The organism is Hymenobacter antarcticus, assembly GCF_039539545.1.
Taxonomy (GTDB): domain Bacteria; phylum Bacteroidota; class Bacteroidia; order Cytophagales; family Hymenobacteraceae; genus Hymenobacter; species Hymenobacter antarcticus.
This window is the reverse complement of sequence record NZ_BAABDI010000018.1, coordinates 1-24,441: the sequence shown is the minus strand read 5'-3', so window position 1 is coordinate 24,441 and position 24,441 is coordinate 1. Positions and strand designations below refer to the sequence as shown.

Sequence of the window (24,441 nt, the reverse complement as noted above, 5' to 3'; positions counted from 1 at the left end):
CATACCCCCAATCGCTGCTGCCGCTGCTGTAAGAAGGCCGTTATGTAACATGTGTACCAAATTTTTAACCAGGGCCAAAGTTGTCTGGCCCCCGCTATCCACTAAAAAAGCCGCCCCGGAATCCGGGGCGGCTTTTTGAAACAGGCATGGGTAACGCCGTCTTCGGCGCGGTGGGCGGGCGCGAAGCGCCCGGCTACCGGGTGATTTCGGCGGTGCGGGTCCGATTGAGGCTTATTTCCTGGCCCCGGCCAATGTCTTTCCGTTCGGCCCGGTCGCTGCTGTGCTCAATAACCTGGCTGCCTTTCTGGTTGGCCACGGCGTCGAGCGTTTGGCTGATTTTGGCAAGCTCGGGCTGGTCGGTGCGGTACGATACCTTCATTTCCGAGTGCCTGATGCCCTGCTCATCGGTGGTGCTCTGAATGTCGCCGGCTTTGGCTCCGCTGCCGGTGATGGCGGCTTTCACGGCCTCGGCCTGGCCCCGTTCGCCCACCGTGGTGGCCGGCTCGTCTACCTTGATGACAACCTGCTTTTCGCTACCCTGGGCACTGATGCTGGCGGCTTCCTTTTCGGAAGGGGCGGGCTTCTCGGCAACGTCCTGGCTGCGGTCCCGGTTGTGGGGCTGGATGGCGGCGGCCTCCGCTGCGGCCTGACGAGCGGCGCGGTCCGACTCACTTTCGGCTATACTAACGCCGGCATATTTTTCATTGCCGGCTTCGGCGCGGGCGTTGGTGTTGGTAAGGATGGCGTGAATGATGGCAATATCCGGCTGGTCGTTCCGGTACTTCATGTCGAACTCGGCCCGTCGGATGCCCTGCTCATCGACGGTGCTCCGAACTTCACTCGTCTGCATCGAGTAGCCGGAATTATTCAGGATTTCCTTCCACGCCTCGGCGCGGCCGGTGGTGTTGGCGGCTACCTCGTCAATCTTCCACGTCGCGGTTTTCTCCTCGGCGGGCGGGCCGGTGGGCAAGGTGATGGCGGCGGCGGGCTCGGCATAGCGGGCTCGGCTGCGAAGCTCCTCCTGCTCGGCTTCATCGACTTTGCGGCCGGTAGGGGCGGGGTTGTCGTTGATGTACTCCTTTAGCAGCACCAGGCCGGCATCTTTGGCATGGACAAACTGCGCGGTGTGCTCGGCCGCTTCCTGCTCACTGCGGTAGGAGCGGAATTGCCGCCCGTCGTCGGGGCTGCCGGTGTCGGCCACGGCCGCGCCCACCACGGCCTGATTAAGCCGCTGGTCCTCCTCCCGGCGCTCTTTCTGCGCCTCCGGGGTATTGTCCCGCTCCCGCTGTTTCTGGGCCTCGTCGTTCTGGCGGCGGGTTTCCTGCTCGTCGCGCTTCTGCTGCTCCTCCTGCTGCCGGCGCTGCTCCCGCTCGGCGGCGCGCTGCTGCTCATCGAGCACGGCTTGGGCGCGGATTTGCTCGGCGCTCATGCCCTGGGCGGTTAGCTCCAGGTCCCGGTTCCAATCTTTGGCTATCGGATAATCGACGCGGATAAAGGTTTCCTGGCCGCGCTCCTGCTCGGGCCGAAGCTGCTCCCGCTGGCGGTAAAGCTCCTGGCTGATTACTTCGAGCTGCGCGGTGTCGGCCCTGGCCACCGACAAGCGAAGGACGGTTTCCCGCTCGGTGCTGCGCTGCACCTCTACCTCAATGGTCGGCCCGGATTCCCCGGTGCCGTTCATTTTCGCTACCCGGTCCGTGAGCTGCTGCACCTGGGCTGCGCCGTTTTCGGCGCTGTCGTGGTGGTAGCTCACTTTTAGGCCTGTGTGGTACTTGTCGCTGGTTGCGTGCCACTCCACCGGCCGGCTGGCCTCTTTATAGGCTTCCTGGTCGGCTACGGGCACCATTGGGCGGGCGGGGTGCAATTCATTCATGTAATTCATGTTGAACTGCCGCCCTCCGGCGTCGCGGTCATTGGCCAGCACGATTTCTTTGGGCTCCTGCTTGTCGATTACCCGTTGAATCAAGGCTACCTGCGCTTCCGTGGGGGTGCCGCTGGTGGCAATGTAAAGCGTGTTTTTGGCGTCCTTCTCGTGTTTGAGCTGGTAATGGGAAAGGGAATCCACGGCCGATTCGGATACGACTATCCGCGCTACCGGCGTTTCTTTTCCCTCCGTGGGGTGCGATACCCAAATGCCGTTTTTCGGCAGGGGAAGCAAGTTTTTATAGTGCTCGTTCTTCTGCTCAACGCTGGCCAACCCCTGCTCGTTATAGAGCGGAAAGGCCGTGTTTTTGTGCTCGTTCTGCTGGGCCGTAAAGATGCGGCCCTGAAAAGCCGGGCTGTCGATGGTAGTATCGTCGATGCCGCGCCCGTGCAAGTAGCTGCGGTCGGTCAGCTCACCCCTGACGCCCAGCACTTCGGTAATGAGGCGGGTTTTGCGGTCCTCCTCCTGCTGGCGCTCGTGTCCGGGGTCGCCCACGGGCAGGGCATTGAGCCGGGAAACGTCGGGCGCTTGGGCGTACTGGCGAACCGGAGCCGGTCCGTCGTTCAGGTACTCGCGCAGCTCCTGGCGCACCTGGCCGAGATTCAGACCCGAACCGTCGCCCCCTCGGGTCTTGGCGAAGTCAATAACGCTGCCCTTGTCGCGGTCGTCGCCCACGTTCAGGTACACCTGATGGTCATCCTTGCGGGTAACGATGAGCTTTTCCCCGTCTTTTTCTAGTTGGTGCCAGTGCCCGTTACGGCCTTCCCTGGTCACTTCGTAGCCGGTGCGCGAGGCGTAGTCTACAAGGTCAATGTCACGCTTGAATCGGTCAAGCTCGGTGGGGTCGTTTTCTCGGGTAGGGGCATTCATCGCGGGAGGCTTACGGGTGGTCTTAAATGACCAGTAGCTCCGGGCGGAAAGCGAGGCGGTGGGCGGAACCGCTTTGCTACCAGGAAAACTATCCGGTCGTGGTTATGGGGCAGGGGATTCCGATGCGTCGGGCTCGGAATCGGGTAGGGTAGGGGTGCCGCTGTCAAAGCATTTAAGCTGCGCTTTGAAAGTGGTCAGCGCCTCCAGGTTGGGAAACAGAAAGCGTGGGGTCACGCTAGTGGGCGGAATCCTGATTAGCTCAGTGGCGACGGCAAGGCTGCGGAGTAGCCGTTGCAGCAGGCGGGGCTCTTCGCGTTTGAGGGAGTTGTTTTTCAGGCCAACGATGCTGGTGTAGGGAAGCTCGTGCTGGTCGCAAAACGATTTCAGCTCCCCTTTGGCCTGCATTAATAATCGAAACTGGGCGTAGCGTAAAACATCGGCATAGGGAACGGAAAGCTTTAGGTCAGGGAAGCCCAACGGGGCCGAAATATTAGGAGATGGTACCATGCGGCAAGCGGGTTTTGTAAGGGTGAACGTGTGCGTGAGTGGATTGGAAAAGAAGGATAAACCACAAAGACACGAATTGCAGCCAATCGCTGCAAATACCTAACCGCAAAAAACACAATCATACCCCGAGCCGGGTCAGAAATTAAGGGGAAATCAACCCCTAAACCGGTTAAGCGCTGCTAACGTAGAAATATTTGAGAAGTTTCAAAGAATCTTATAAGAGACTTTTCAGAACTTTAACAGAACATATGCCGTAAGCTGGCGGAAATGAAAATGGCCCTGTTCATTATTCTAGCGCTCTTTCTACTGGGAGTGCTCTCCGGGATAGCCTGGAAGCGCATCAAGAGCAGAGCTAAGAAAGTGGACCTGATAGCGAAGAGCAACCACAAATCAGTTTGGTCTTTTCACTATGGCCCGGCCCCGGTGATTCCGGTGCGGGAGCCGGCGACAGCGGCACCAGCGCTGACCCCGGATAATCCGCTCTCGCAGCTCATGCCGGAAGAGGATTTCCGCGCCAAGGAAGAACAAGAAATTGCCGATGAAGCGGCCCGCGTCGAAGCGGCCCAAGCTGCCGAGCGGGAAGAAACCCGAGTGGCATTCCCGGCGGCCGATGAGCAGGCCCCGGCTGCTGAACCAGAAGCGCCAGAATCAGCACCGCTGCTGGCTTCCTCCCGTCACGCCCCCGGCGCTTTTGATGTACTGGCGCTAGTGGGCAACGATGTGCCGGCTCCTGCACCTGCGGCCGTGGCTGCTTCGCAACCCGTGGCAGCGAGTGTGCCACTGGATGATGAGAAGGTGTCGCAAGCCATTTATGATAATGCCCTGACCGAAGCGACGCGCACGAAAAACGACGCGGCTAACCGGCAAGCGGCGGCGGAACTCCGCAAGCGCAAACGGGCGGCATTTCAGGCCGGCACCGATGGCCAGAAAGCGGCCCTCACTGCGCTGATTACCGAAACCAACGCCCCGCTTTGATAGGGTCTTCCTGCATTTCACCTTTCACCCCTTTTTCCGATGTCAACACTCGTGCAAGTACAAGCGGCGGCGGTCCTCATGGCTGAATTTCTGTTCGGAGGGATGCTGCTCATCGGCCTTTTTCGGGTCGGTCAGCTCACGTTCGCCAGGGTTCGCAAATCCTAATCATTTCGGTTTAAACCCGCTTTTTTTGGGAGATAAGCACCCCGTCCAAAACCCCTTTCCATCCTTTTTTATGTTCAAGAATCCCCTCAACTTGGCTGCTAACCTGGTGGTTGCCGGTCAAGCCTACCAACCCTCGAAATTGGAGCAGCGCGGTTACGCCCTACTGACGGTGCTGGCCCTGTCCACTGGCGCGGCGCAGGCCCAAAGTGCCGAAGCGGCGCTTGTGCAGGTAAAGGAGAAGGTAATTGGTATCGTGCAGGTCATTTTCGCCATCATCCTGATTATCGGGCTGATTCGGGTTGTAATGAAGTTCGTGCAGGGTGCCCCGGATGCGCTGGGTAGCCTCGGCTGGCTCGTGGGCGGCGTTCTCCTGTGGTTCGGCTTCCAGCTTTTCAAAGACGACCTGGTATCGGCCGTGAACGGCAGCTCGGGTGGTGGACTTGAATAAGGTTGACCCATGCGCTCCTATAAATCAATAGAGCGACCGGCTCAGGTCCTGGGGATGAACCTCCAGGACCTGGGCATTTTGGTTGGCTTGTTCATCGGTTCCGTGCTGCTGCTCGGCTTTTTAGGCATGGCGGTAAAGATTCCGCGCCTGGTCTATCTCATCGTCATAGTGATGGAAATCGGCCTCATCCTGGGCTTGCGCTACCTCACCAGGACGCAAGCGCCCGGCTTCCTGATGGGGTGGCTCTCCTACACCTTCATTCAGCCCCGCCGCCTGGCCGTGGGGCCTTTACCAACTCCTACTGATGGCAAAAAAACCAAAAACAACCGCGTTTGACGCGGTAATGCCGGTGCATTCCTTTGAGGAGAACAAGGTTGTTTTCAAGGATGGCCGGGTAGCCATTGGCTTCCTGGTCGAGCCGGCCGAAATGGAGAGCTGGACTGTCGAGGATTACGACACCTTCCAAACCTCGCTCGTGGGCGTCATGCGCCCGCTGCCGGTGGGCACCGTCGTTCAGAAAACCGACATCTACTACGACCGGCCTTATCGGGAAGATAAAACCCAACAGACCTACTTCGAGGGCAAGATGAACAAGCACTTTTTCGAGCGGCTGGTGCTGTTCCAGAAGTCCTACCTGTTTATCTCCTTCGCCCCGGTGGCGGTGAAAGCCACCCGGACCAACGCGGTAAACGCGCTGGTGTCGCGGGCCGGGGAATCCATTATTAAGAATCCCTTCGCGCAGCTCGTGCAAACCCTGGAGGTGGCCGAAACCAGCGCCGTAGAATTTGTGCAAGGCATCAAGAACATGGGCGGCGTGACGTTCGAGCGCATGACCAGCCTTCAAATTCACCAACTCTACCTCCAATACTTCAACCTGAATTTCGACGGTCAGCCTACCCGGCAGGAGCGCGAAATCGGGAATGACATGGGCTCGCTGAGCGTCGGGGAGCACAAGGTGAATATCCTCTCGATGGTGGGCCAGGGCAGCGAAGCCCACACGGCGGTAAAGAACAGCTACGGCGTGACCGCGCCCATGCTCTACCCGCTCACCCACGTTTTGCAGTGCCCCCACGTCCTGACGCAAGCCATGCTCATTCAGGACACCCGCGCCGAGCTAAGCAGCCTGGACACGGACCGCAAGCTAAACGGCTCCCTCTCATTCCTATCGACGCAGGATAACGCGTTGCGGGCGGCGGAAGTCGAGGAGTTTACCGCCGAAGTCCGGGCCGAAAACAAGCAAATCGTGGGCCTGCACCTGTCGGTAATGCTGTGGGATACGAACGATAACAGCCGGCGGGAAAACATCGAGAAGGCCACGGCGGCCTTTCGCTATATGTTCGGCACGGAAAGCGTGGTCGAAAGCTACCTGGCCCTGCCGGTGTTCTTCGGCCTGCTGCCGGGTAACGGCTACCAGGTGCCGGACCGCTGGCTGACCTGCTCGGCCGACCGGGGCGCGTGCTACGCCCACTGGACCGCGACCTACAAAACCGACCCGGTGGGGGAGTTCCTGACGGACCGCTTTCGCAACCTGGTCCAGGTAAACCTATTCAATACCGCGCTGGATAACCAGAACGCGATTGTTATCGGGCCTTCGGGCTCGGGCAAGTCCTACACCTTCGGCAACCTGATTGTACAACGCTTCGAGAAGGGGGCGCGGCAAATCATTATGGACGTGGGCGGCACCTACCGCAACGTGCTGCAATCCCTCAACGGGGATGATTTCGACAACACCTACTTCGAGTATGACCCGGCCCGCCCGATTGAGTTCAACCCGTTCGTGGTACCCCGTGACAGTGCCAACAAATGGATTTACGGCGACGAAAAAACCAACTTCCATCTGGCGCTGTTGGCGGCGCTCTGGAAGGGCGGCAAGGATACGGGCCTGGACAAGTCGGAGCGTACCATCCTAAGCCGCTTTCTGATTGAATACTACGTGTATCTCAACGAGGATGATAAGCTGGGCCAGAAGGACGAGGAGTTTCCCGGTATGGAGAGCTTCTACCGCTTCGTGGAACGCTACGACGAGGACATGCAAAAGGTGGTGGTGGCAGCCGGCGACGGCATCACCCCGGACCCCAAGGACGGGGCACGCCGGCAATACCAGAAGAACCTGAAATACATTGACATGCACCAGTTTTTCCTGGTGCTGGGGCAATACGTGACGGGGGGCCGCTACGAGAAGGTCCTCAACGCGCAGCGCGACGTGGACTTGAGCGAGTACCGCCTCATCTGCTTCGACCTGGCCAAGGTGCAGGCCGACCCGGATTTGTACCCGGTGGTGGCCATGCTCATTACTGAGCTGTCGCTGGACCTGTTCCGCAAGTTCCCGGATGCGACCAAGTATATCGCCCTCGATGAAGCCTGGACGATGCTAAGCGGCGTGCTGTCGGAATTTATCGAATCCATGTACCGCACCATTCGGAAAACCAATGGCTCGGTGACCATCATCACGCAGGGCATCACCGAGATTACCAGCAGCAAGATTGGGCCGGCCATCATCAACAACTCGGCTACGAAAATCATCCTGCGGCACATTAACCCGGATTCACTGGCCCAGCTGCAACCCCCGCTCGGTTTGACGGGGCACGAAATGGACCTGATTAAGTCGGTTCGTTCCACGGATTCCCTGCGCGAAATCTTCATTAAGCAGGGCGCGAAGGGCAAAATCTTTGGAGTAGAAGCTTCTCCTCAACTGGATGCTATTCTGACTTCTAAGCCCGTCGAGCGCAACTACCTCAATAAGCTGGTGAAGTTCTACCAGCAGACCAACCGAAAGCCCGTGCTGGATAAGGCCGGCCGCTTGAAGCTGGACGAGGAGGGCAACACGGTATTTGAGGAGGTCAAGGTTCAGCGCCTGGACTACGCGGTAGACCAGTTTGTCGAAGATAAACAGGCCCGCAAGGGCGTTCTGGCCAAATGAGCAGCTGCTATCTAATGGTCGCCTACGGGGCGGACCCGGGGTTTCTGACTGCCTGCGACCAGACGCTGCAAATCGTGCTGCGCGCCTGCCGCTTCATCACGCCCACGTTTATGCTGATAGCCTTGCTCTACACCATCGGGCGGGGCTTTATCAGCGGCAACGGCCTGGCAATGGACTGGGGGCCGATTATCAAGGCGGTCTGGATATTCTTCCTGCTCTTTTTCTATAAGGAGCTGATTGATACGCTCAGCTCGGGCGTGGCCAATTTCACCCGGCTCTTTGCGCTTCCCAATGGCTCTACGGCGGCTTCCATGATGGGCGCGACCATCAGCGCGGGCGAAACCCTGTCCCAAAAAACAGTCGTCGAACAAGCCACGGATGAGATAAGCAACCTGCTGAAAACCATTACCTCGTTCAGCCTGACCAACATTCTGCTGCAACTCATTACCGGGGAGGTGGTCTTGCTGATTCGCCAAATCATGCAGTTCATTCAGCAGTTCATCCTGGGCTTCCTGTTTGTCTGCGGGCCGATTTCCATTTGCCTCTCGGTGGTGCCGGCGTTCGGCCAGCTCGCGATGAAATGGCTGCAAAACTTCCTGGCCGTGCAACTGTGGGGCCTGTCGTTTGCGCTGCTGGACTTGCTCTACACCTTCTACACGGCCACGAATACCACGTTCGGCGGGGTTTTCTCCGGCCCCCTAAGCCCCACGTCGGCAGAAACGGATACCAAGCAGCTGATTGTATCGGTGGCTTTCATCATGCTTTACCTCATGGTGCCCTACCTCACCTCGCTCATCATCGGCTCCTCGGCGGCTCAGGGCTTCGTCGGCTCGGTGGTCGGCATGGCGGCCTCGGCGGCGGCGGCGGGGGCCGGCGTCGCGGCGGGGGCGGCGGGCGGCGGACACGGCGTTTCCGGGGCCATCGGCCGCGCTATGGGCGGCGGTAGCTCTGGTGGTGGCAGCGGCGGCGGCGGCGGTGACACTGGCGGCGGGGGCGGCGGTAGCAGCTCGGCCGGCGGCGGTGGGGGCGGGGGCGGCAGCAGCTCCGGGGGCGGCGGTAGCTCCGCCTCGGCCGGCCTGCCTTCCATTACTATGTCGGACGCGCTGAACCCTTCCTACCGGCAACGGGCCTCGGGCCTCTGGACTGCCTAACCTACTCCAATTCCTTTCCTATGAAACATACAACCTGCTCCCTCGCCCTGGTGGCGCTGGGCCTGGCTACTTCCTGTCAATCGAAGCAGGAGAAAGCAAGTGCTGCCCTGGTAGACGCGCTGGAAGCCCACGCCGAAGCCGTGGCCGAAAGCCCGGCTGAACAAGCCCGCCTGGCTGCCCAAAAAGCCGCGGTTGTGCTGCCGGCCCCGCTGCCGGCGTCCGCCGTCGATGTGCGCGCCGGGGTCGCGCTGCTATTGCCCGAAGAAGGGTATTTGGAGCTGGTTTCGGTCAAGGGCCAGAACCTGCAACCGATGACCATTGGGCTCCCGCCGATGGCGCGCATTGGGGTAAAGGCCGGCTATCCCAAAGTAGCGCCGGGCTACAAAATCCCCTTTGAGGCGGTGTTGCGCTGGAAGCCCACGGGCTACGTCACCAGCAAGCCCAAGCAGGGGTTGATGGGGGTTCAGACGCCCAAAGATTCGCTTTTGGGCTTCTACATCTCCGAATTGAGCCTGGGACATAAGACCGTGGCGGTTCGCCCTGGGGAGCCCGTGACCGTGCAAGGGGCACTCTACGCCTACTTCGACAAGAACAACCCGCAACGGCTCGTCCTGTACCCCTACCAAAATAAACAAGTGTATCTGCCCCTCACCAAATAGGGGCGGTTGGGAAGAAAATCCCGGCCTTTCAATCGACCAGTTTTTCCTTAACCAGTTAAGAAAATGGACTCTGCCAAAAATCTAAGTACCTCCTTCTCCACCATGCGAAACCTTGCAATGGGGAGCGTCGCGGCCCTGCTGCTCGTCGCCCTGGCGGCGGGTTTCCTCGTGTACCGGGCCTATGAGAACAGCGGCCGGCGCGTGTACGTCGTGGGTCAAACGGGCTCGGTGGCCGCCCTCTCCGCGCCCACGACCGAAACGCATACCGCCTACGAGGCGCGCAACCTGGTGCGGAACTTCATGCTCACCATGTTCGGCCACGACCAGTACACCTACAAGGCCAACCTGGATGCGGCCCTGCCGCTTATCGAAGGTCGCGGGGGCCGGCGCATCTACGACGGGTTTACCCGCGGTCAGGTACTGCAAAACTATGAGCGGTACGCGGCCCGCAACGTCGTAACCGTGGATAGCGTGACTATCGACATGAATCATCGCCCCTGGTCGGGCCGGGTGTACATCAAGCAGCGGATTTTCATTGGGGGTGAACAAAAGGAGCCGCTGCCGCTGGGGGCCAAGTTCAACCTGTCCGAAACCAACCGCTCGGACGCCAACCCCTACGGGATGCTGATTACCAACTTTGACTACATCCCCTACAACCCGGAAGTGTCACGGGAGGAAGTGCAAGCCCTGAAAGAACAGGAAGCCGACCGGCAACGGGCGCTCCAGGAAGCGCAGCGCGGCGCGGGTACTGCGGCCCCGGCTGCCGAAGAAGCAGCCCCGCTACTGGCCCCAACCCGGCCGGTAACCCCGGCTGCTCCGGCTCCTGCCCGTCGCTAATCCTTGTCATTCCTTTTTCGTCATGGCTACTTCTATGTTCGCTAAAACCCTGCTGGCTTTGAGCCTGCCCCTGCTGCTGGCCTCGGCCACGTCGGCCCAAACTACCCCGTCGCGGCAATCCACGGCCGCGATGCAGCGGCCGGCCTCGTCGGCGGTTCGCGCTTCTGCTACGCTGCTGGACGTGGCCGTATCGGATAGCTCCACGACCTACCTCGTGTTCAGCGGCCCGGTGTCGCTGGTCGATGTGGGCATGGCCAATAACTACATGGTCAAGATTGAGGCTAACGCTGTCTTCGTGCGCGCCCGGCGCAAGTCCGCGCCCCCTACGCCCATGCTTATCCGCTTTGGGAGCAAGTATTGGATGGGGAGGCTCGTGTACGTGGACCGGCCCGTACTTCAGCTCTACGACTTTCAGAAAGATGGGGCCCTGGGCATGACAATGGGCGGCAACGGCTCGGCCTCGGGTTCGGCTCCGGAAAATGAGCTGGCGCTGGATAAAGAGCGGGAAAAGAAAAACGCGGTTGAGGGCAAGCTCAATAAGCTCCGCAAGACGCGGGAGGAGCACCAGGCGGTGGCCGTGGTCGATAATGATTTGGTCCTCTCCCTGGCCAACGTCCGCAACGACAAGGATTTTACCTACCTCCGGTTTAAGGTTATCAACCACTCGGCCATTGATTATAACGTCGATTTCACCGACTTCCAATTGGTTGAAAACGCCCAAAAGAAGTTTCTTTCCAAGAAAAAGAACGAGGCGCGCCGGCCGCTGGCCCCCTCGGGGGGCTCACCTAATCAAATCGTAACCGGGCGCACCACGGGCTACCTGACCTATGCCATCCCGCTCTACGCGGCGACCGACCGGGGCTACCTGGAGGTCACGCTACGGGAGCTGAACGGGGCACGGGTGCTGGTGCTGCCGGTGCCCTCGCGGGTAATCAATCGGGCCTCTACCATTTAACTGCCGCTCTTATGGAATCTGCAAATCCCAACAACCAAGCTCCGGCGATGGGCTCGCCCGACAACGACGACCAGGAGCGGTTTGGCCCGGAACGGCCCGACCCGACCGATAAGCCAAAAGCTACGCCTGTCGAGCTGCTACGCAAGAATTGGATGGCCGTAGCCCTGGGCCTGCTGCTGCTCGTCGGCGGGGGGCTGTACCTGTGGCTGCGCTCCGCTACGCAAGCGGCTCAGCAGAACAGGGAGGTAGTGGCCGCTGCCTCGGAAAACATCGAGCCCGAAATTAGGGCGGCACCCAAAGCGTCTACTGAGGCGGTTTCTCCCTCGGTGCAGATGGAACAGCAGCGGCGGCAGGAGCAGGAGTCGCAAAGTGCGCCCGTCCGGCCCAATACCGATGAGGTAGCGGAAGTATTCGTGGTTGATACCACGAGCCAGGCCTTGCGCCGGAAACGGCGGGCAGCGGCTAACATAGCTGCCGCTCGTCGTCGACAAGACGAGGCGCGGTTAGCCGCGGCCGACGTGGACACTATTGAAACCACAATTCAGGACGCTACCACGGGTTCCTACCGCTCGGAAACGATGATAGTACCGCGTCGTCGGCCGGGTCAGGCCGTGGGCTCGGCGGCACGGCGGGCCAGCTCGGGTGCTGCGCGGGGCGTTCGGAAAGCCCTGCTGCCGGCTAACGATACGGACGGAACGCCTTTTGAAACCGACCCTGATGTACTCTCCATGCTCAGCACGTCGCCCCCCGAAACCCGCGCTGCTTACGAGCGCATGACGGGCAAGCGGTATCGTGACCCCAACGTGGCCGCCCAAGCACTGGCCAACCGGGCCGCTGGGATGGGGAGCAATTTGCCCGACGGCTTTAATACCGTCAAGGTGGGTAACTCCTCGCGCATGATGGCGCAAGGAAACCAACAGGAACTTGTACCAGACGTGTTTTTTAAGTGCGTGATTAACGGGGAGCAAAAGGTCCGCACGGGCTCGGTGGTGATGCTGCGGCTGCAAGAAGATGCCGTCGTGTCGGGCGTGACCTTTCCCAAGAATTCCATTTTCGCCGGCATGGCCAGCGTGGGCACCAACAACGTGACGCTGGAAGTAAACCGCCTCGGGCCGACGCGGGTAGCCGCCCAAATCTACGATTACAACTACATGCCCGGCATTATGATAGACCCGGTAAAGCGCGTGGCCAAAGATGCCAGCCTGGCCGGTCAGGACTTGCAGCAGCAATCCACGCAGGAAGTAAGCACCGCTATTGACCGTTCGGCCTCGGCGGCTAACTCGGTAGTGGGCGTCGGGGGCCGCGTCGCGATGGGCATGCTCGCCCGGCCCAAAACCCGGACGAAGCTGCGGGACGTGTTGCTGCCCGATGGCTACCCCATCCTGATTACCACGGCGGCGGCGGGTCAAATGGGGCCGGCATCTGCTAATGGTCGTTAATTCTTTTGATTCACCTACTCTCTAACAACATGAAAAAGACTCTTTTTCCGGCCCTGCTGGCTGCTGCGTTAGTACTGGCCCCGGCTGATAAAGCGGCGGCTCAGATGGTGGTAAATGACCCGCTGCACATGGGCGTACAAATTGGCGAGTTCGCCAAGCGCCTGCAACAGTGGTCCTCGACGGTGCAAAATTACCAGGTCGTGAAGGATGCCCGCCAGATTGCCGGCGTCACGAAAGACATTACCAGCCAGGTCAAAGACCTGACAACGGAAGGCCTGAACCTGCAAAAGCAGATTCAGGCAGACTTGCGGAAGGTAGCCAGCATTCAGGACTTGCGCCTTTCCAACCCGCAGGAGTTGTTTGCACGGGCGCTGTCGATGAGTGGCCGGAGCCAAACCAACCAAATGATGCCGGTGTACGCCAAGGCGCAGCGTCTGCGCCAGGCCATGCAACTGACCAACCCCGCGCAGGACGTGAACACCATGTTTGACGTGTTCTCGCGCTTCGGCACCAGCTCGACCGACCCGAACGGCAACATGACCAGCAACGAGTATCAGGCGAAGCGGCAGGAATCCACCGTTTCCCTGTTCGCGGCCGAGGAAATGATGGCCAAGCGCAAGCTGGCAATGGCCGTGAACTACTACAAGATTGCCGACGAAATGACCGCGCAAAGCGTGGAAATGCAGGCGACTTTGAAAAACCCCGGCCGTTACGCCATGACGGAAGGCGAACGGATGGCCGCGCTCAACTCGTCCAACGACAACATGATTAAGGCCATGCAGCTTCGCGAACAAGGCGACCGTTTATTCATGGAAGCCTCGCAGGCCGGTCCTGCTCACCAGGCCGCCGAATCGGTGTACGCTTCGACGCTCAGCCGAAACGCGCTCATCAAAATGGACCGTAACCGGCCGCGTTAGAATCTATGAAAAAGCTCCTTTTAGTGGTGCTGTTACTGGCAGGGGCCGGCATTTTGCCGGCCTCCGCTCAGCGCCACGTTAAACACATTTCAAGCTGGGGCGCGCACGTCGGGCGCTCCGAGAAAGGCGACTACTACGAGCTAAGCTATACGCCCATGCTCACCAACCGCCTGGCCCTGCGCCTGAGCGGCGGCTACGAAAACGGCAACCTGGCCACGGCCGGCGAATACTCGGTTTATCAGGGCCGGGTGTTCCTCTCGCCCCAACTGTTCCAGCTCGGGGAGTTTGCCTACTTCCATCTGCTGCTCGGCGCGGGGGCCGGCTACGAGTGGACCAATCAGAACGGCACGGGCGAGCTGGCCACCGGCACGAAAGAGCCCCAACGCTTCACCTACGGCCCGCAGGCCGGCCTCGAAGCTGATTTCTTCCTGGGTAACCGGCTCTCGCTGGTTGCCACCGGCACGAAAGGCTACCTGCTCAATAACCCGCTGGTGGACCAATGGCCCGGCATGGCCAGCGTCGGCCTGCGGTATCACTTCCGCTAATTTCTACCTCCTGTCCCTATAAAAAGACTTGCTTATTTACTCCTAAGCTGCGCGGCCCTGGCCACGGCCTCCGGCTGCTCGAAGAATGATGCGGAGCCTTCCGGCCCGAAAGAATACCAGGTAGAATACAAGGTTACCTCCACGGCCGTAGAATCGGACTATGTGAGCTACACCAACGAAAGCGGCGGCACTACGACACTGGGCACTACGCCGCTGCCGGCCACTTACCGCTTTGAGCGCACCATGAAGCAGGGGGATAATCTAACCATCCTGGCCAGCATCGGCGGGGGCACGGCGGCATCCGAAATTACCTGTGCTATCCTGCTCGACGGGAAAGAGGTGAAGAAGCTAACCGGCCGGGGTGTCGATGCGTCGGCGGTCCCGGTTTACGTCATCGGACAATAGTATTACTACCTGCCACAAAAGTAAAGAAGCCCAACCATAGTATGGTTGGGCTTCTTTACTTTTTATGCCTGCGGTATTGCCAGTGGCTCAGCTATCAGCCATTACAGGTATTCAGTAATGAATTCAATGATGCTTGCCTTGCGGTCTGAAATCATCTGTTTACTCCACAGATTGGATTTCGCGCTCAGGCCCTGTATTTCCCGCTGCTGCGCGGTGTGCGTGTAGGAAGCTTGCTTGTCCAGAAACGGACTGTTCCCAACTGAGCAGTTATGGGACTTGGATAACAGCAGGTAGTTGCCTAAGCAGTCGATATACTGGTTTCTAAACTCGTCGTCGTATGCCGGGTAGCCCGCGGCCACTGGTTCACCTTTGGTTGGCGTCTGGGGTGCAATATGCTCCAGCTCCGGGCGGATAACGGCGTCAAAGCGGGAGAGGGCATACCCACTTTTGCCCTGGCTCTGCAAGTGGTTTTCATATTTCCACAACAGGAACCGGGCAGTGGCCGGTTGCAGCCACCCTTGCAGGGCTTTGTCCAGCTCCACTTTATTCCAATAGGCGTACCACCATTCGGTCGTCGTTTTCAAATAGTTGACCCGCTTGACAATCGGCTCGATGGAAGGGTTCTTCTCCGTGAAGGCCGAATACACATCATTCAGACGCGATGTTAAATCGGCCCGCGTACCAATTACCCTGCTCCGTAGTAGGAGAGCATCAAAAAGTGTGGGGCAATCTGGTTTTGGGCAAAACAGCTGTTTGCTCCGTCTCCATCCAAACCAACGTGATAGTAGACCTGCCCCACACTTTCTGATGCTCTCCGTCCTGGAGGCCGCTTTGCCGGCGGGCGTGGTGGGGGCTTTTGCAGCAAGAATTCGTTAGGGTCCTTGTGGCCGCGAAAGCCTTCGTTTTGGGCGCACAACCAGCCCCCGTGCTGCCGGCAATGGGCGTGGTTACACACCTGCAAGTCGATGCCCCCCTGGTCGTTATCGTCGTAGTAAAACTGACTGCCCCCACCTGGGCCAGCAGGGGCCGCAAGCGGCACCGGATGCGGCACTAGCGCAAAGCATAGAAACGCCGTCCCCGGGGGTGGGTGCGCTTTCAGCCCCGCGTGGGCGCCGCAAAATACAAATGCTCAAGGGCCTTGCACTCCGCAAATTTGTCTGCGCCGAATGGCGCAAAGTTTCTAGCACCTTTTGCCGAAACCCGACCCAGCATCCGCTAAAGCCATGCATGTCCTCCGTGGCAGCGCTTCCTTATTTTCGCCGGCAAAAGGTTCGCCCTAAAATAATTTTTACGCAAACAAAACAATGCAATTGATTACCAATGCTTTCCATGTGCCAGCAAAGTACTATTGTCGTGTGGGGCACTGGTGGCAGTAGGATATATTAGAGACGCAGCCCTTAATTTGTTGCACCGTTCGCCGTTTCTCCACCGGCCACATGGGTCTTTCTACCCCGTTGGTGTTTCCACCACCACTGGGGTCTCCGCCGCAGCCATAGGCTGCCCGCGAACTCTGCCGCTACTTGCGTAATACGCAGTGCCAGAGCCGCATACGTTTGCGAGGCTGTGCGCCAGTTTCCGGTTCAGTCTCGTGTTTACCCGTTGCACTGCCAGTTTTCGCTTGGCCCGTACTGACTACAATTCTTAAGCCCAGTTGTACTGTTTCACAACGCCAAGAGTTGTTTTCAATGTGGTACCACGCGTGTATGTTGATGACCATCACCGTATTGGCACAAGGTACTGGACTAAAAGGTGACCTGGCTAATGCCAAGAAAGTCACCCTGTTTTTTTACAAAAAGCTTGACTTATGAACAATACCAAGCCCGACGCCCCGAGGCGTTTAGCCCAAGTCGTGAGTGCCACAACCTGCCTGAATTACTTCCGTTCGCATGAAACTACGTCTACCTTTTTGCCCTAGCGGGTTAGTTACTTGGCTGTGCAGCGGTTTGTTTCTGCTTCCCGGCACCGGGGTTGCCCAACAACCCGCACAGCCGCAATTGTTGGGTATGTCACTTATCCCTCCCTCGCCCGAAGCCGCGAACTTGGGTCGTTGGGCGGCTACACCCGTCAGCCACTACACTGGCGCGGTGCAAATCAACCTGCCTCTGCACGAAGTACGAGCGGGCGGGCTGCAGGTGCCCATTTCGTTATCTTACAACACCACCGGTCAGCGCGTGGAAGAGGTCGCCGGCTGGACGGGCCTGGGTTGGACTCTTAACGCTGGCGGGGTGGTCACGCGGGTGGTGCGGAGCCGTCCCGACGACCTGCGGCCTCCCGCCGGGGGGTTAAATTTCTTGCGCTTGGTGCATACGATCGGACCATTTGAGGTCGAAACCAATGCCATGTACCTGGAGATGATTTCGCACGGTTGTTACGACGCACAGCCGGATGAATTTTTCTTCAACTTCAACGGGTACACGGGCCGATTCGCGTTCGACTGGCAGGGTCAGCTTGTCGTAAGCTCGACAAGTCCGATTACGGCAACGCCCCGCTATTCAACTGCTGTCAATACGCCCCAAAGCGGGAGCATCGTGGGCTGGGAATTAACCACTCCAGATGGCGCAAAGTATACGTTTGCCGAAACCGAAACAACGCAACAATACTCCCCGGGCAATAATGCAAGTAACTGTACTCCCACCCGCGGAATTGAGTATATCTCGTCGTGGTACTTGACTAAAATCACGGATGTCAACCGGGAGCACGCCATTGAGTTCGCGTACGACCCCTATCGGATAAACTATGCTTTCCGGGCTTCCGAGTCAATTAAAGTCCCCCTTGATAATTGCAGCTTTTCGCAAGCGGGGCAATTGATCAGTTCTTACTCCCAACTCGACCACCGGGCGGTACGGCTACGCCGCATCACCACGTCTGACCGCGACACCGTTTTATTTGATGCCGGAGCCCTGCGTACCGACACGTTGGGCCTGACGGGTCGGTACACGCCGAACTGGCGTCAACTGGACCGAATCCGTGTCAGAGCGGATGGGGCCGACCTTAAAACCTTTGCTTTTACCTACCTGCCTAATCATCCCACCGGCCGGTTGACACTGGGCAGCATACAAGAGCGTGGAATCGGTGGGGCCACAAAACCGCCGCACCGGTTCACCTACCACCCGCTGTCGTTGCCTGACGACGTTCGCAGCAAAAGCCAAGACCATTGGGGCTACTACAACGGGGCAACTAACAACTCCCTGATTGCAGGCGCCCGACTGCTCAGCCTTCAAGGGCCTTACGAGGCGACGGGAGCCAACCGGGACGTGAACCCAGCATTCACGCAGAGCGGTATGCTCACGCAGCTGGAATATCCAACGGGCGGGCACTCCGTCTTCGAATACGAAAACAACGATTACAGCTACATTCAAAAAGATTCGTTAAACGAATACGCAACCTTCACGGCGACGTACGACTTGACAATCGGCACAGACGACATTCCCCCAGGACCTAGTTCACAACAAAACTGCGGTTCGCGCCAGCGTTCCTTCACTGTTGCCCCCAACCCGGCCAGACCCGACGATGAGCGCGCAGTCCACGTCACCTGGAGTGGCAGTAATCTAGGCAAAGCCAATGGTTTCCGTCCCTACGTCAGGATTCTGAACAGCCAAGGTATGGCAATTTACAACCCCAGAGTAGCCTACGTGGGTGTCGGAGATTGTTACGAACAAAATTGCCCGGAATGCAGTGATGAGTTGATGCTTGCACCGGGAACGTACAGCCTATTGGTGTATTCTTGTAATCCTTTCACGGAATACCCCAACACTCCCAGATGCTCCGGTGGACCTTACGCCGAGATCGCTGTCTCTTATTTACAATACGTTAATCAGCAGCCAATTCGCAGAAAATTAGCTGGAGGGTTGCGCATTAAATCAGTGCGCGACCATGCGTCGGCGCACGACCTCCAGCCCGCCGTTAGGCAGTATTCTTATCGGGCACAGGCCGACTCTTCCCGGTCCGCAGGCGTCATCTACGCAGCACCGCTGTACGTCTATGGCTCGTGGGAATGGTTCGAAGCCTCTCCGAATACTTGGTACAAGTGCAATTATCAAATGCGGACGGCCCAAAACGCCACGGTGCTGGGCACGACCCAAGGCAGCTCCGTTGGCTACCGCGAAGTCACTGAATGGCGCGGCAACAACGGAGTGGGGGGCAAAACCGTGTACCGGTACACGTCCCCCAGGGAATACCTTGACGCGTTGGACCAACGACCACCGTTCGTGCCCCCTACCTCGCAAAGCCATATGACCGGCCTATTGATTGAACAAACCGACTATCGAGCGGTAAAAAACTCATTTATTCCTGTAAAACGTGCGGTGCAGGAGTTTAAACAATTCTCGGCCAGCATTTACGGCATAGGTGCCGCGTACCCCGGTTCCAGCTACGGCGTAAACAAACCCGATTGGTACCAAATAGGTGCTTACGAGCTGCGTTTGGGGCATACCCAGCTTGCCCGCCGCGAGGAACGTGTGTACGACCCGGAAGGGCAAACGTGGCACGGCCAGACAACGACCGTTAGCTACAATGCAGCTGGTACCCAGGTTCGAACCCGAGCGACGCCAACGGCGGACGGCACCCGCCTTGACAGCTACTATTACCCCAACGACTACCGGCAGCCGAGCGCCACGCTCCGAGCGATGGCCGATGCGCTTTACTTGGTTCCCGTAGAGGTTGTTACGGAACGAGTGCATCGCGGTGATACGGCCGTGGTCGGGGTGCTTTACAATACGTACGCTCAAGATGCTGGCAGATTGCGGTTGGCCGCTCAGGGCACCTTGCGTACCGCCCAACCGCTTCCCAAGCGCAGCTACCGCTATTCTTACCAGCAGGCTGAAGGAGCCGCAGACAGCCGTGTCGGGTCCGAGGTTGTCATCGACCGATACGATACCGCTGGCAATATCACGCAATTGCATCGGAAAAACGGTACGCCCGTTGCCCGTCTCTGGGGTACCCAACGGCAAGAACTCGTCGCAGAGGCCACCGGTGCGCCATACCCAACGGTGGCCGCAACCAGCTTTGAGCCGCACGCGCCGGGCCGCTGGCAATGCCCCCCAGCCCCCCTCGTGGCCTACCTACCGGGTGGGCACGCGGGCCGCTGGCTGTGTCGGCTGGCCGCCGGGGGCACCGTTTCGCGCGATTCACTTCCCTCCGGCCAGTACGTGTTATCCGTCTGGGCGGAGGCCGCCCCAGCGATCTACGTAAACGGCTTGCTCGTCCCCGCTTCTTCCCAAGCAGCAGGGCCAGTCGATAAGCACGGACTGCGGCAGTATACGGCAACGGTGAAGGCACCCTCGGCAAGCAACACAGTGGCCCTGGCCGTACCAGGCGGCCGTTCTGCATTGGCGCTTGACGAATTGCGCCTACACCCCGTAGGTGCTCAACTGATTACCTATACCTACGACCCACTGGTCGGGATGACCTCGCAAACCGACCCCAGCGGCCGCACCACGACTTACGAGTACGACGGGCTAAGCCGACTGGTACGGGCCCGCGACGAGCAGGGCCGCATCCTCTCCCAGCAGCAGTACCACTACGCTGGTCAATAAGCCGTTCGCCCTATACCCCGCTTACCCCGCCGCCGACGGGGCGGCTCACCCTTTCGCTGTTGCCTCCATGCCCCCTTTCTACTGCTACCTAGCGCCATTGCGGCGCGCGCTGATTTTGCTGATTTTGCTCTGCGCCGCGGCGTTGGCGACCCGGGCTCAGTCCGTTCCGGCCGGCGAGGGCCTGGTGGCCGACACGACCGAGCTGCGGGTGCTGCGCGAGTTGTACACGGCCACCGGCGGGCCGCAGTGGACGGACCACACCAATTGGCTGAGCGGCACCACGCTGGCCGATGCGGCGACCTGGTACGGGGTGGGCGTGAGCGGGGGCGACGTGACGAGCCTTCGGCTGGGCAGCAACGGCCTGAGCGGGCCCTTACCGGCGGCGTTCGGGGCGTTGCACGAACTCCAAATACTCTATTTGCAAGGCAACGCCCTGAGCGGACCGCTGCCGGCGTCGCTGGGGGAATGCCTGCGCCTGGTGCTGCTTTACCTGAGCCAGAACCGGTTCTCGGGCGCGCTGCCGGCCAGCCTGGGCAACCTGGCGGCCTTGCAGCAGTTTGGGGCCGACCACAACGCGTTCGAGGGCCCCTTGCCTGCCGCTTGGGGCCGCTTGCAGCAGCTCTGGGTGCTAAGCCTGAGCGACAACCGTTTGAGCGGCCCCATTCCCGGGGCCTGGGGCGGGATGCAAGGGCTAACCCAACTGTTTCTCTCGCGCAACCGCCTCGCCGGGTCCTTGCCCGACAGCTTGGCCTTGTTGCACCGCCTCAACTACCTGGACCTGGACCAGAACCAACTCAGCGGCCCGCTGCCGGCGGCCTACAAAGCCTTGCGCGCGCTCTCGCGGCTGAACGTGTCCTACAACCAGCTCAGCGGCCCACTGCCCGACTCGCTCGATGCGGCGTTTCTGCTGCTGGCCCACAACCGCTTCACCGGCACCGTGCCGGCCAGCTTCGTGACCCAGCCGCAGCAGTTCCAGCTCGTGCTCGACGGCAATGCGTTCACGTCGCTGCCCGACTTCCACGCCTCGCGCTCGTGGCCGAGCCAGCAGGTGACCATTTCCGGCAATTTCCTCGCATTCGATTCCTACGAGCGCAACCTGGTAAGCCCGGGCGTGTACCAGTGGTTTTACGACTACGGGCAGCGCTCCCCCGGCCCGGCCGACACGACCCAGGCCCTGAGCGGGGCGGCGGCCGCGCTTGACGGGGCCATTGGTGGGGCGCACAACCGCTACCAGTGGCAGCGCCTGGTGGGCGGGCAGTGGGTGACCCTGCCCGGCGACACGCTGGCCACGCGGCAGTGGGCGGCGGTGACGGCCGCCGACGCGGGCCTGTACCGCACGCACGTGACCAACCGCTGGGTCGTGGCCGTCGAGCTCAACTCGCGGGCCCATTACTTGGACATCACCCCGTACCGCGCCCTGGCCCGCAACCGGCCCGACGACGCGAACCAGGGCTTGGCCCTGGCCGCCGCCGGGCCGACGCCCGATGCCGGGGCCCCGCGGCGCGGCGCCCTGAACTTCGTGCGCACCTGGACCCCGCGCGTGGCCCTGACCGACAGCCTGCTCGTGCCCCGGTCCGGGGCGGCGGCCGTGGCGGTGGCCACCGACTACCTCGACGGGCTGGGCCGGCCGGTGCAAACCGTGCAGCACCGCGCCTCGCCCCGACAGTGGGACCTGGTGCAGCCGCAGGCCTACGACGCGCTGGGCCGCAACCCGAAGCAGTACCTGCCCTATGCGGCGGACCCGGCCGATACGAGCCGCACCACCGCCCAGGGCTATCACCACCGGGCCCTGACGGACCAGCAGGCGTTTTACCGCCGCACCACCCCGCCCGGCGGCGGTGCCGGTCCCCTGGCGGCCGACGACCCCGTTCGGGGCGTGGCGCGCACGGGCGTGGCCTTTGCCGAAACCGTGTTCGAGGCCTCGCCCCTGAACCGGGTGACGGCCCAGGGCGCGGCCGGCGAAGCCTGGCAGGTGGGCAACGGCCACGTGGTGGAGCGCACCGAGCGGCCCAATACGGCGGCCGACTCGGTCCTGCGCTTCGTTCCCGGCTACGACCCGGCCGTGGTCGACCCGGGCTACCGGGGCTTCTACGCCCCAGGCGAGCTCTGGGGCACGGACGTGGCCGCCGAGCATGGGCCAAATGAGCCCGGGGCCCGGGGCTACCGCACCATCGAGTGGACGGACAAGCAGGGGCAGGTGGTGGGCCGGCAGGTGGAGGCGGGCCGCCGCCGGGCCAACGTCTTCGGTGCGGTCAGCGTCGGCGAGGAGGTCATGGAACGTGACGACGTGCCGCTGCTGCGCCGCTGGCTGCGCACGGCCTACGCCTACGACGACTTTGGCCGCCTGCGCTACGTGGTGCAGCCCGAAGGCACCAAGCGGCTGCTGCCGCTGGCCGTGCCGGCCGGGGGGACCGCGCCCTGGCCCGCCGTAGTCAACGCCTTCCTGTTCCACTACCGCTTCGACGGGCGGGGTCGGCAAATTGCCAAGCAGGTGCCCGGCACCGACGGGGAAACGCTGGTCGTATTCGACCAGCTCGACCGGCCGGTGCTCAGCCAGGACGCGGCCCAGCGCACCCGCCGCGAGTGGAGCTGGACCAAGTACGACGCGCTCGGCCGCATCATTCTCAGCGGCCTGGTGACCCGGGCCGATACCGCGGGCCGGGTGACGATGCAGGCCCAGGCCGACCTGGCCACCGCCCCCGAGGCCCAGTACGAGGAACGCACCGCGGCCGCCCCCCAGCCCCAGCACTACACCACCGACCGCGCCTTTCCGCGCCTGGGCCAGCAGGGCTTCGGAGCGGGCCTCGTGCTCACCGCGACCTACTACGACGACTACAACTTCGACAACGACGCGGCCGGGGTCGCCGACCGGGACTACGACCCGCGTACCGACGCGGCCTTCCCCCAGGGCCTGGCCCCGGTGGCCGACGCGTTGCGCACCACGGGCCTGAGCACCCGCACCATGACGCGGGTGCTCAACAAGCCCGACACAGACCCCGGCGTGGACTGGCTCACCACGACGACCTTCTACGACGAGCGGGCCCGCCCCGTACAGGTGCAGACCGGCAACGCCCGCGGCGGCCTGGACCTGCTCACGACGCAGCTCGACTTCACGGGCAAAGTCGTGCAGAGCGTGGCCGTGCACGCGGGACCGAACCACGCGCCCGTGACGGTGGCCGAGTTCTTCACCTACGACCACACCGGCCGCCTGCTCACCACCCGCCAACAGCTGCCCGGCGAAGCGCAGCCGACCCAACTGGCGAGCGTGGCCTACAACGAAATCGGGCAGGCCGTCCAGAAAACGATGGGCACCGGCCGGCTGGCCCAGCAGGTGGACTACGCCTACAACATCCGCGGCTGGCTCACCCAGCTCAACAACCCCTACTACCCCAAGGCGGAGAACCTGTTCAACCTGAGCCTGCACTACGAGACCGGCTTCACCAAAGGCTATGAGCAGTACAACGGCAACCTAACGGGCCAGACCTGGCGCAGTGCCCGCAACGGGGTGCAGCGGGCCTACGGCTACGCCTACGACCCCTTGAATCGCCTCTTGCAGGGCGACTTCGTGGCCCGTAACGCCTCGGTGGCGGCCACGCCCGCCACGGCCGGGGCCTGGCGGGCCGAGGAGGACAACTACCGCCTGAGCTTCGTCAGCTACGACGACAACGGCAACATTATGAGCCTGCGCCGCCGGGGCCTGCTGGCGAATGCCACCCACGCCACGGCCAAGCGGTTCGGGCCGGTCGACCACCTGGCCTACGCCTACGCCGGCAACCGCCTGCAAGCCGTCGACGACCAGGTGAGCACCAACCAGCTGCCGCGGCCCTTCGGCTACGAGGGCGCGCCGGCCTCGCTGGCCGGCGACTTCCAGGAGGGCGGCTCCCGCCAGGGCCGCGAGTACTGGTACGACGCCAACGGCAACCTGACCCAGGACCGCAACAAGGGCATCACGGGCATCGCCTACAACCACCTGAACCTGCCCCGGCTCATTCACTTCGGCATCCGGGGCGACAGCCTCGTGTTCCGCTACACGGCCAGCGGGCAGAAGGTGGCCAAGCTGGTGTATCAGACCGGCAAGCCGACGCAGCGCACCGACTACCTCGGGCCGTTCCAGTACGAGGGCGACTCGCTGCGCTTCTTCCCCCACGCCGAGGGCCGGGTGCTGCGCTTCGTCAGCTACGACGGGGCGCGGC

General features: G+C 61.1%; 18 protein-coding genes. 15 read left to right on the top strand and 3 right to left on the bottom strand.

Features of this window, described 5'->3' with window-relative positions; translation table 11 throughout:
- Window positions 1–193: 193 nt before the first annotated feature.
- Together ABD819_RS13235 and ABD819_RS13230 are read right to left on the bottom strand one after the other, a co-directional pair.
- A complete protein-coding gene (locus ABD819_RS13235; RefSeq protein WP_345125099.1) occupies window positions 194–2,791 on the bottom strand; it encodes a toprim domain-containing protein in 2,598 nt (865 codons plus the stop codon).
- Window positions 2,792–2,893: 102 nt separating this feature from the next.
- Window positions 2,894–3,298, bottom strand: coding sequence for a hypothetical protein (locus ABD819_RS13230; RefSeq protein ID WP_345125098.1), 405 nt, complete (start codon window positions 3,296–3,298; stop codon window positions 2,894–2,896).
- Between the two features lie 267 nt (window positions 3,299–3,565).
- Here ABD819_RS13230 and ABD819_RS13225 point away from each other — a divergent pair, with 267 nt between their 5' ends.
- The 13 genes from ABD819_RS13225 (at window position 3,566) to ABD819_RS13165 (ending at window position 14,714) form a co-directional block, all read left to right on the top strand.
- The gene (locus ABD819_RS13225; protein ID WP_345125096.1) at window positions 3,566–4,273 is read left to right on the top strand and encodes a hypothetical protein; all 708 of its coding nucleotides are present in this window, start codon (window positions 3,566–3,568) and stop codon (window positions 4,271–4,273) included.
- A 39-nt stretch (window positions 4,274–4,312) separates the two neighbouring features.
- The gene (locus ABD819_RS13220) at window positions 4,313–4,438 is read left to right on the top strand and encodes a hypothetical protein (protein ID WP_345125095.1); all 126 of its coding nucleotides are present in this window, start codon (window positions 4,313–4,315) and stop codon (window positions 4,436–4,438) included.
- Between the two features lie 70 nt (window positions 4,439–4,508).
- Entirely contained in the window at window positions 4,509–4,886 is a 378-nt protein-coding gene (locus ABD819_RS13215; RefSeq protein WP_345125093.1) for a hypothetical protein, read from the top strand.
- A gap of 54 nt (window positions 4,887–4,940) precedes the next feature.
- The gene (locus tag ABD819_RS13210; RefSeq protein WP_345125092.1) at window positions 4,941–5,222 is read left to right on the top strand and encodes a hypothetical protein; all 282 of its coding nucleotides are present in this window, start codon (window positions 4,941–4,943) and stop codon (window positions 5,220–5,222) included.
- Window positions 5,191–7,806: a VirB4 family type IV secretion system protein gene (locus tag ABD819_RS13205; RefSeq protein ID WP_345125091.1), complete on the top strand. Its 2,616-nt coding sequence runs from the start codon at window positions 5,191–5,193 to the stop codon at window positions 7,804–7,806. The genes ABD819_RS13210 and ABD819_RS13205 overlap by 32 nt, the downstream gene beginning before the upstream one ends.
- On the top strand, window positions 7,803–8,957 hold the full coding sequence (locus tag ABD819_RS13200; protein ID WP_345125090.1) for a hypothetical protein: 1,155 nt from the start codon (window positions 7,803–7,805) through the stop codon (window positions 8,955–8,957). The genes ABD819_RS13205 and ABD819_RS13200 overlap by 4 nt, the downstream gene beginning before the upstream one ends.
- 20 nt (window positions 8,958–8,977) lie before the next feature.
- A complete protein-coding gene (locus ABD819_RS13195; RefSeq protein WP_345125089.1) occupies window positions 8,978–9,616 on the top strand; it encodes a hypothetical protein in 639 nt (212 codons plus the stop codon).
- A gap of 102 nt (window positions 9,617–9,718) precedes the next feature.
- Window positions 9,719–10,453 carry a conjugal transfer protein TraK gene (locus ABD819_RS13190; RefSeq protein WP_345125088.1) on the top strand — a complete coding sequence of 245 codons (735 nt, stop codon included), beginning with the start codon at window positions 9,719–9,721 and terminating at the stop codon, window positions 10,451–10,453.
- Between the two features lie 22 nt (window positions 10,454–10,475).
- Complete coding sequence (locus ABD819_RS13185) at window positions 10,476–11,408, top strand: DUF4138 domain-containing protein (RefSeq protein ID WP_345125086.1); 933 nt, start codon at window positions 10,476–10,478, stop codon at window positions 11,406–11,408.
- Between the two features lie 11 nt (window positions 11,409–11,419).
- Window positions 11,420–12,847 carry a conjugative transposon protein TraM gene (traM, locus tag ABD819_RS13180; RefSeq protein WP_345125085.1) on the top strand — a complete coding sequence of 476 codons (1,428 nt, stop codon included), beginning with the start codon at window positions 11,420–11,422 and terminating at the stop codon, window positions 12,845–12,847.
- A gap of 29 nt (window positions 12,848–12,876) precedes the next feature.
- Window positions 12,877–13,764, top strand: a complete 888-nt coding sequence (locus tag ABD819_RS13175; protein WP_345125083.1) for a hypothetical protein — start codon at window positions 12,877–12,879, stop codon at window positions 13,762–13,764.
- Between the two features lie 5 nt (window positions 13,765–13,769).
- Complete coding sequence (locus ABD819_RS13170; RefSeq protein ID WP_345125082.1) at window positions 13,770–14,309, top strand: hypothetical protein; 540 nt, start codon at window positions 13,770–13,772, stop codon at window positions 14,307–14,309.
- Window positions 14,310–14,471: 162 nt separating this feature from the next.
- Window positions 14,472–14,714 carry a hypothetical protein gene (locus tag ABD819_RS13165; RefSeq protein WP_345125081.1) on the top strand — a complete coding sequence of 81 codons (243 nt, stop codon included), beginning with the start codon at window positions 14,472–14,474 and terminating at the stop codon, window positions 14,712–14,714.
- Between the two features lie 101 nt (window positions 14,715–14,815).
- Here the strand turns inward: ABD819_RS13165 and ABD819_RS13160 are convergent, their stop codons facing one another.
- Window positions 14,816–15,298, bottom strand: a complete 483-nt coding sequence (locus tag ABD819_RS13160; RefSeq protein WP_345125080.1) for an HNH endonuclease family protein — start codon at window positions 15,296–15,298, stop codon at window positions 14,816–14,818.
- Between the two features lie 1,359 nt (window positions 15,299–16,657).
- On the opposite strand from ABD819_RS13160, the gene ABD819_RS13155 reads away from it, so the two are divergent.
- Both ABD819_RS13155 and ABD819_RS13150 read left to right on the top strand, forming a co-directional pair.
- A complete protein-coding gene (locus ABD819_RS13155) occupies window positions 16,658–20,248 on the top strand; it encodes an RHS repeat protein (RefSeq protein WP_345125079.1) in 3,591 nt (1,196 codons plus the stop codon).
- Window positions 20,249–20,315: 67 nt separating this feature from the next.
- Window positions 20,316–24,441 (top strand): DUF6443 domain-containing protein (locus ABD819_RS13150; protein WP_345125078.1); only part of this gene is annotated, 4,126 nt, incomplete at its 3' end.

What these genes read in the sequence shown, in the direction of transcription:
- ABD819_RS13220 (WP_345125095.1), top strand. Translation starts at nt 4,313, where the DNA reads ATGTCAACACTCGTGCAAGTACAAGCGGCGGCGGTCCTCATGGCTGAA.
- ABD819_RS13215 (WP_345125093.1), top strand. Translation starts at nt 4,509, where the DNA reads ATGTTCAAGAATCCCCTCAACTTGGCTGCTAACCTGGTGGTTGCCGGT.
- ABD819_RS13205 (WP_345125091.1), top strand. Translation starts at nt 5,191, where the DNA reads ATGGCAAAAAAACCAAAAACAACCGCGTTTGACGCGGTAATGCCGGTG.
- ABD819_RS13175 (WP_345125083.1), top strand. Translation starts at nt 12,877, where the DNA reads ATGAAAAAGACTCTTTTTCCGGCCCTGCTGGCTGCTGCGTTAGTACTG.
- ABD819_RS13235 (WP_345125099.1), bottom strand. Translation starts at nt 2,791, where the DNA reads ATGAATGCCCCTACCCGAGAAAACGACCCCACCGAGCTTGACCGATTC.
- ABD819_RS13170 (WP_345125082.1), top strand. Translation starts at nt 13,770, where the DNA reads ATGAAAAAGCTCCTTTTAGTGGTGCTGTTACTGGCAGGGGCCGGCATT.
- ABD819_RS13185 (WP_345125086.1), top strand. Translation starts at nt 10,476, where the DNA reads ATGGCTACTTCTATGTTCGCTAAAACCCTGCTGGCTTTGAGCCTGCCC.
- ABD819_RS13195 (WP_345125089.1), top strand. Translation starts at nt 8,978, where the DNA reads ATGAAACATACAACCTGCTCCCTCGCCCTGGTGGCGCTGGGCCTGGCT.
- ABD819_RS13225 (WP_345125096.1), top strand. Translation starts at nt 3,566, where the DNA reads ATGAAAATGGCCCTGTTCATTATTCTAGCGCTCTTTCTACTGGGAGTG.
- ABD819_RS13200 (WP_345125090.1), top strand. Translation starts at nt 7,803, where the DNA reads ATGAGCAGCTGCTATCTAATGGTCGCCTACGGGGCGGACCCGGGGTTT.
- ABD819_RS13190 (WP_345125088.1), top strand. Translation starts at nt 9,719, where the DNA reads ATGCGAAACCTTGCAATGGGGAGCGTCGCGGCCCTGCTGCTCGTCGCC.
- ABD819_RS13230 (WP_345125098.1), bottom strand. Translation starts at nt 3,298, where the DNA reads ATGGTACCATCTCCTAATATTTCGGCCCCGTTGGGCTTCCCTGACCTA.
- traM (WP_345125085.1), top strand. Translation starts at nt 11,420, where the DNA reads ATGGAATCTGCAAATCCCAACAACCAAGCTCCGGCGATGGGCTCGCCC.
- ABD819_RS13210 (WP_345125092.1), top strand. Translation starts at nt 4,941, where the DNA reads ATGAACCTCCAGGACCTGGGCATTTTGGTTGGCTTGTTCATCGGTTCC.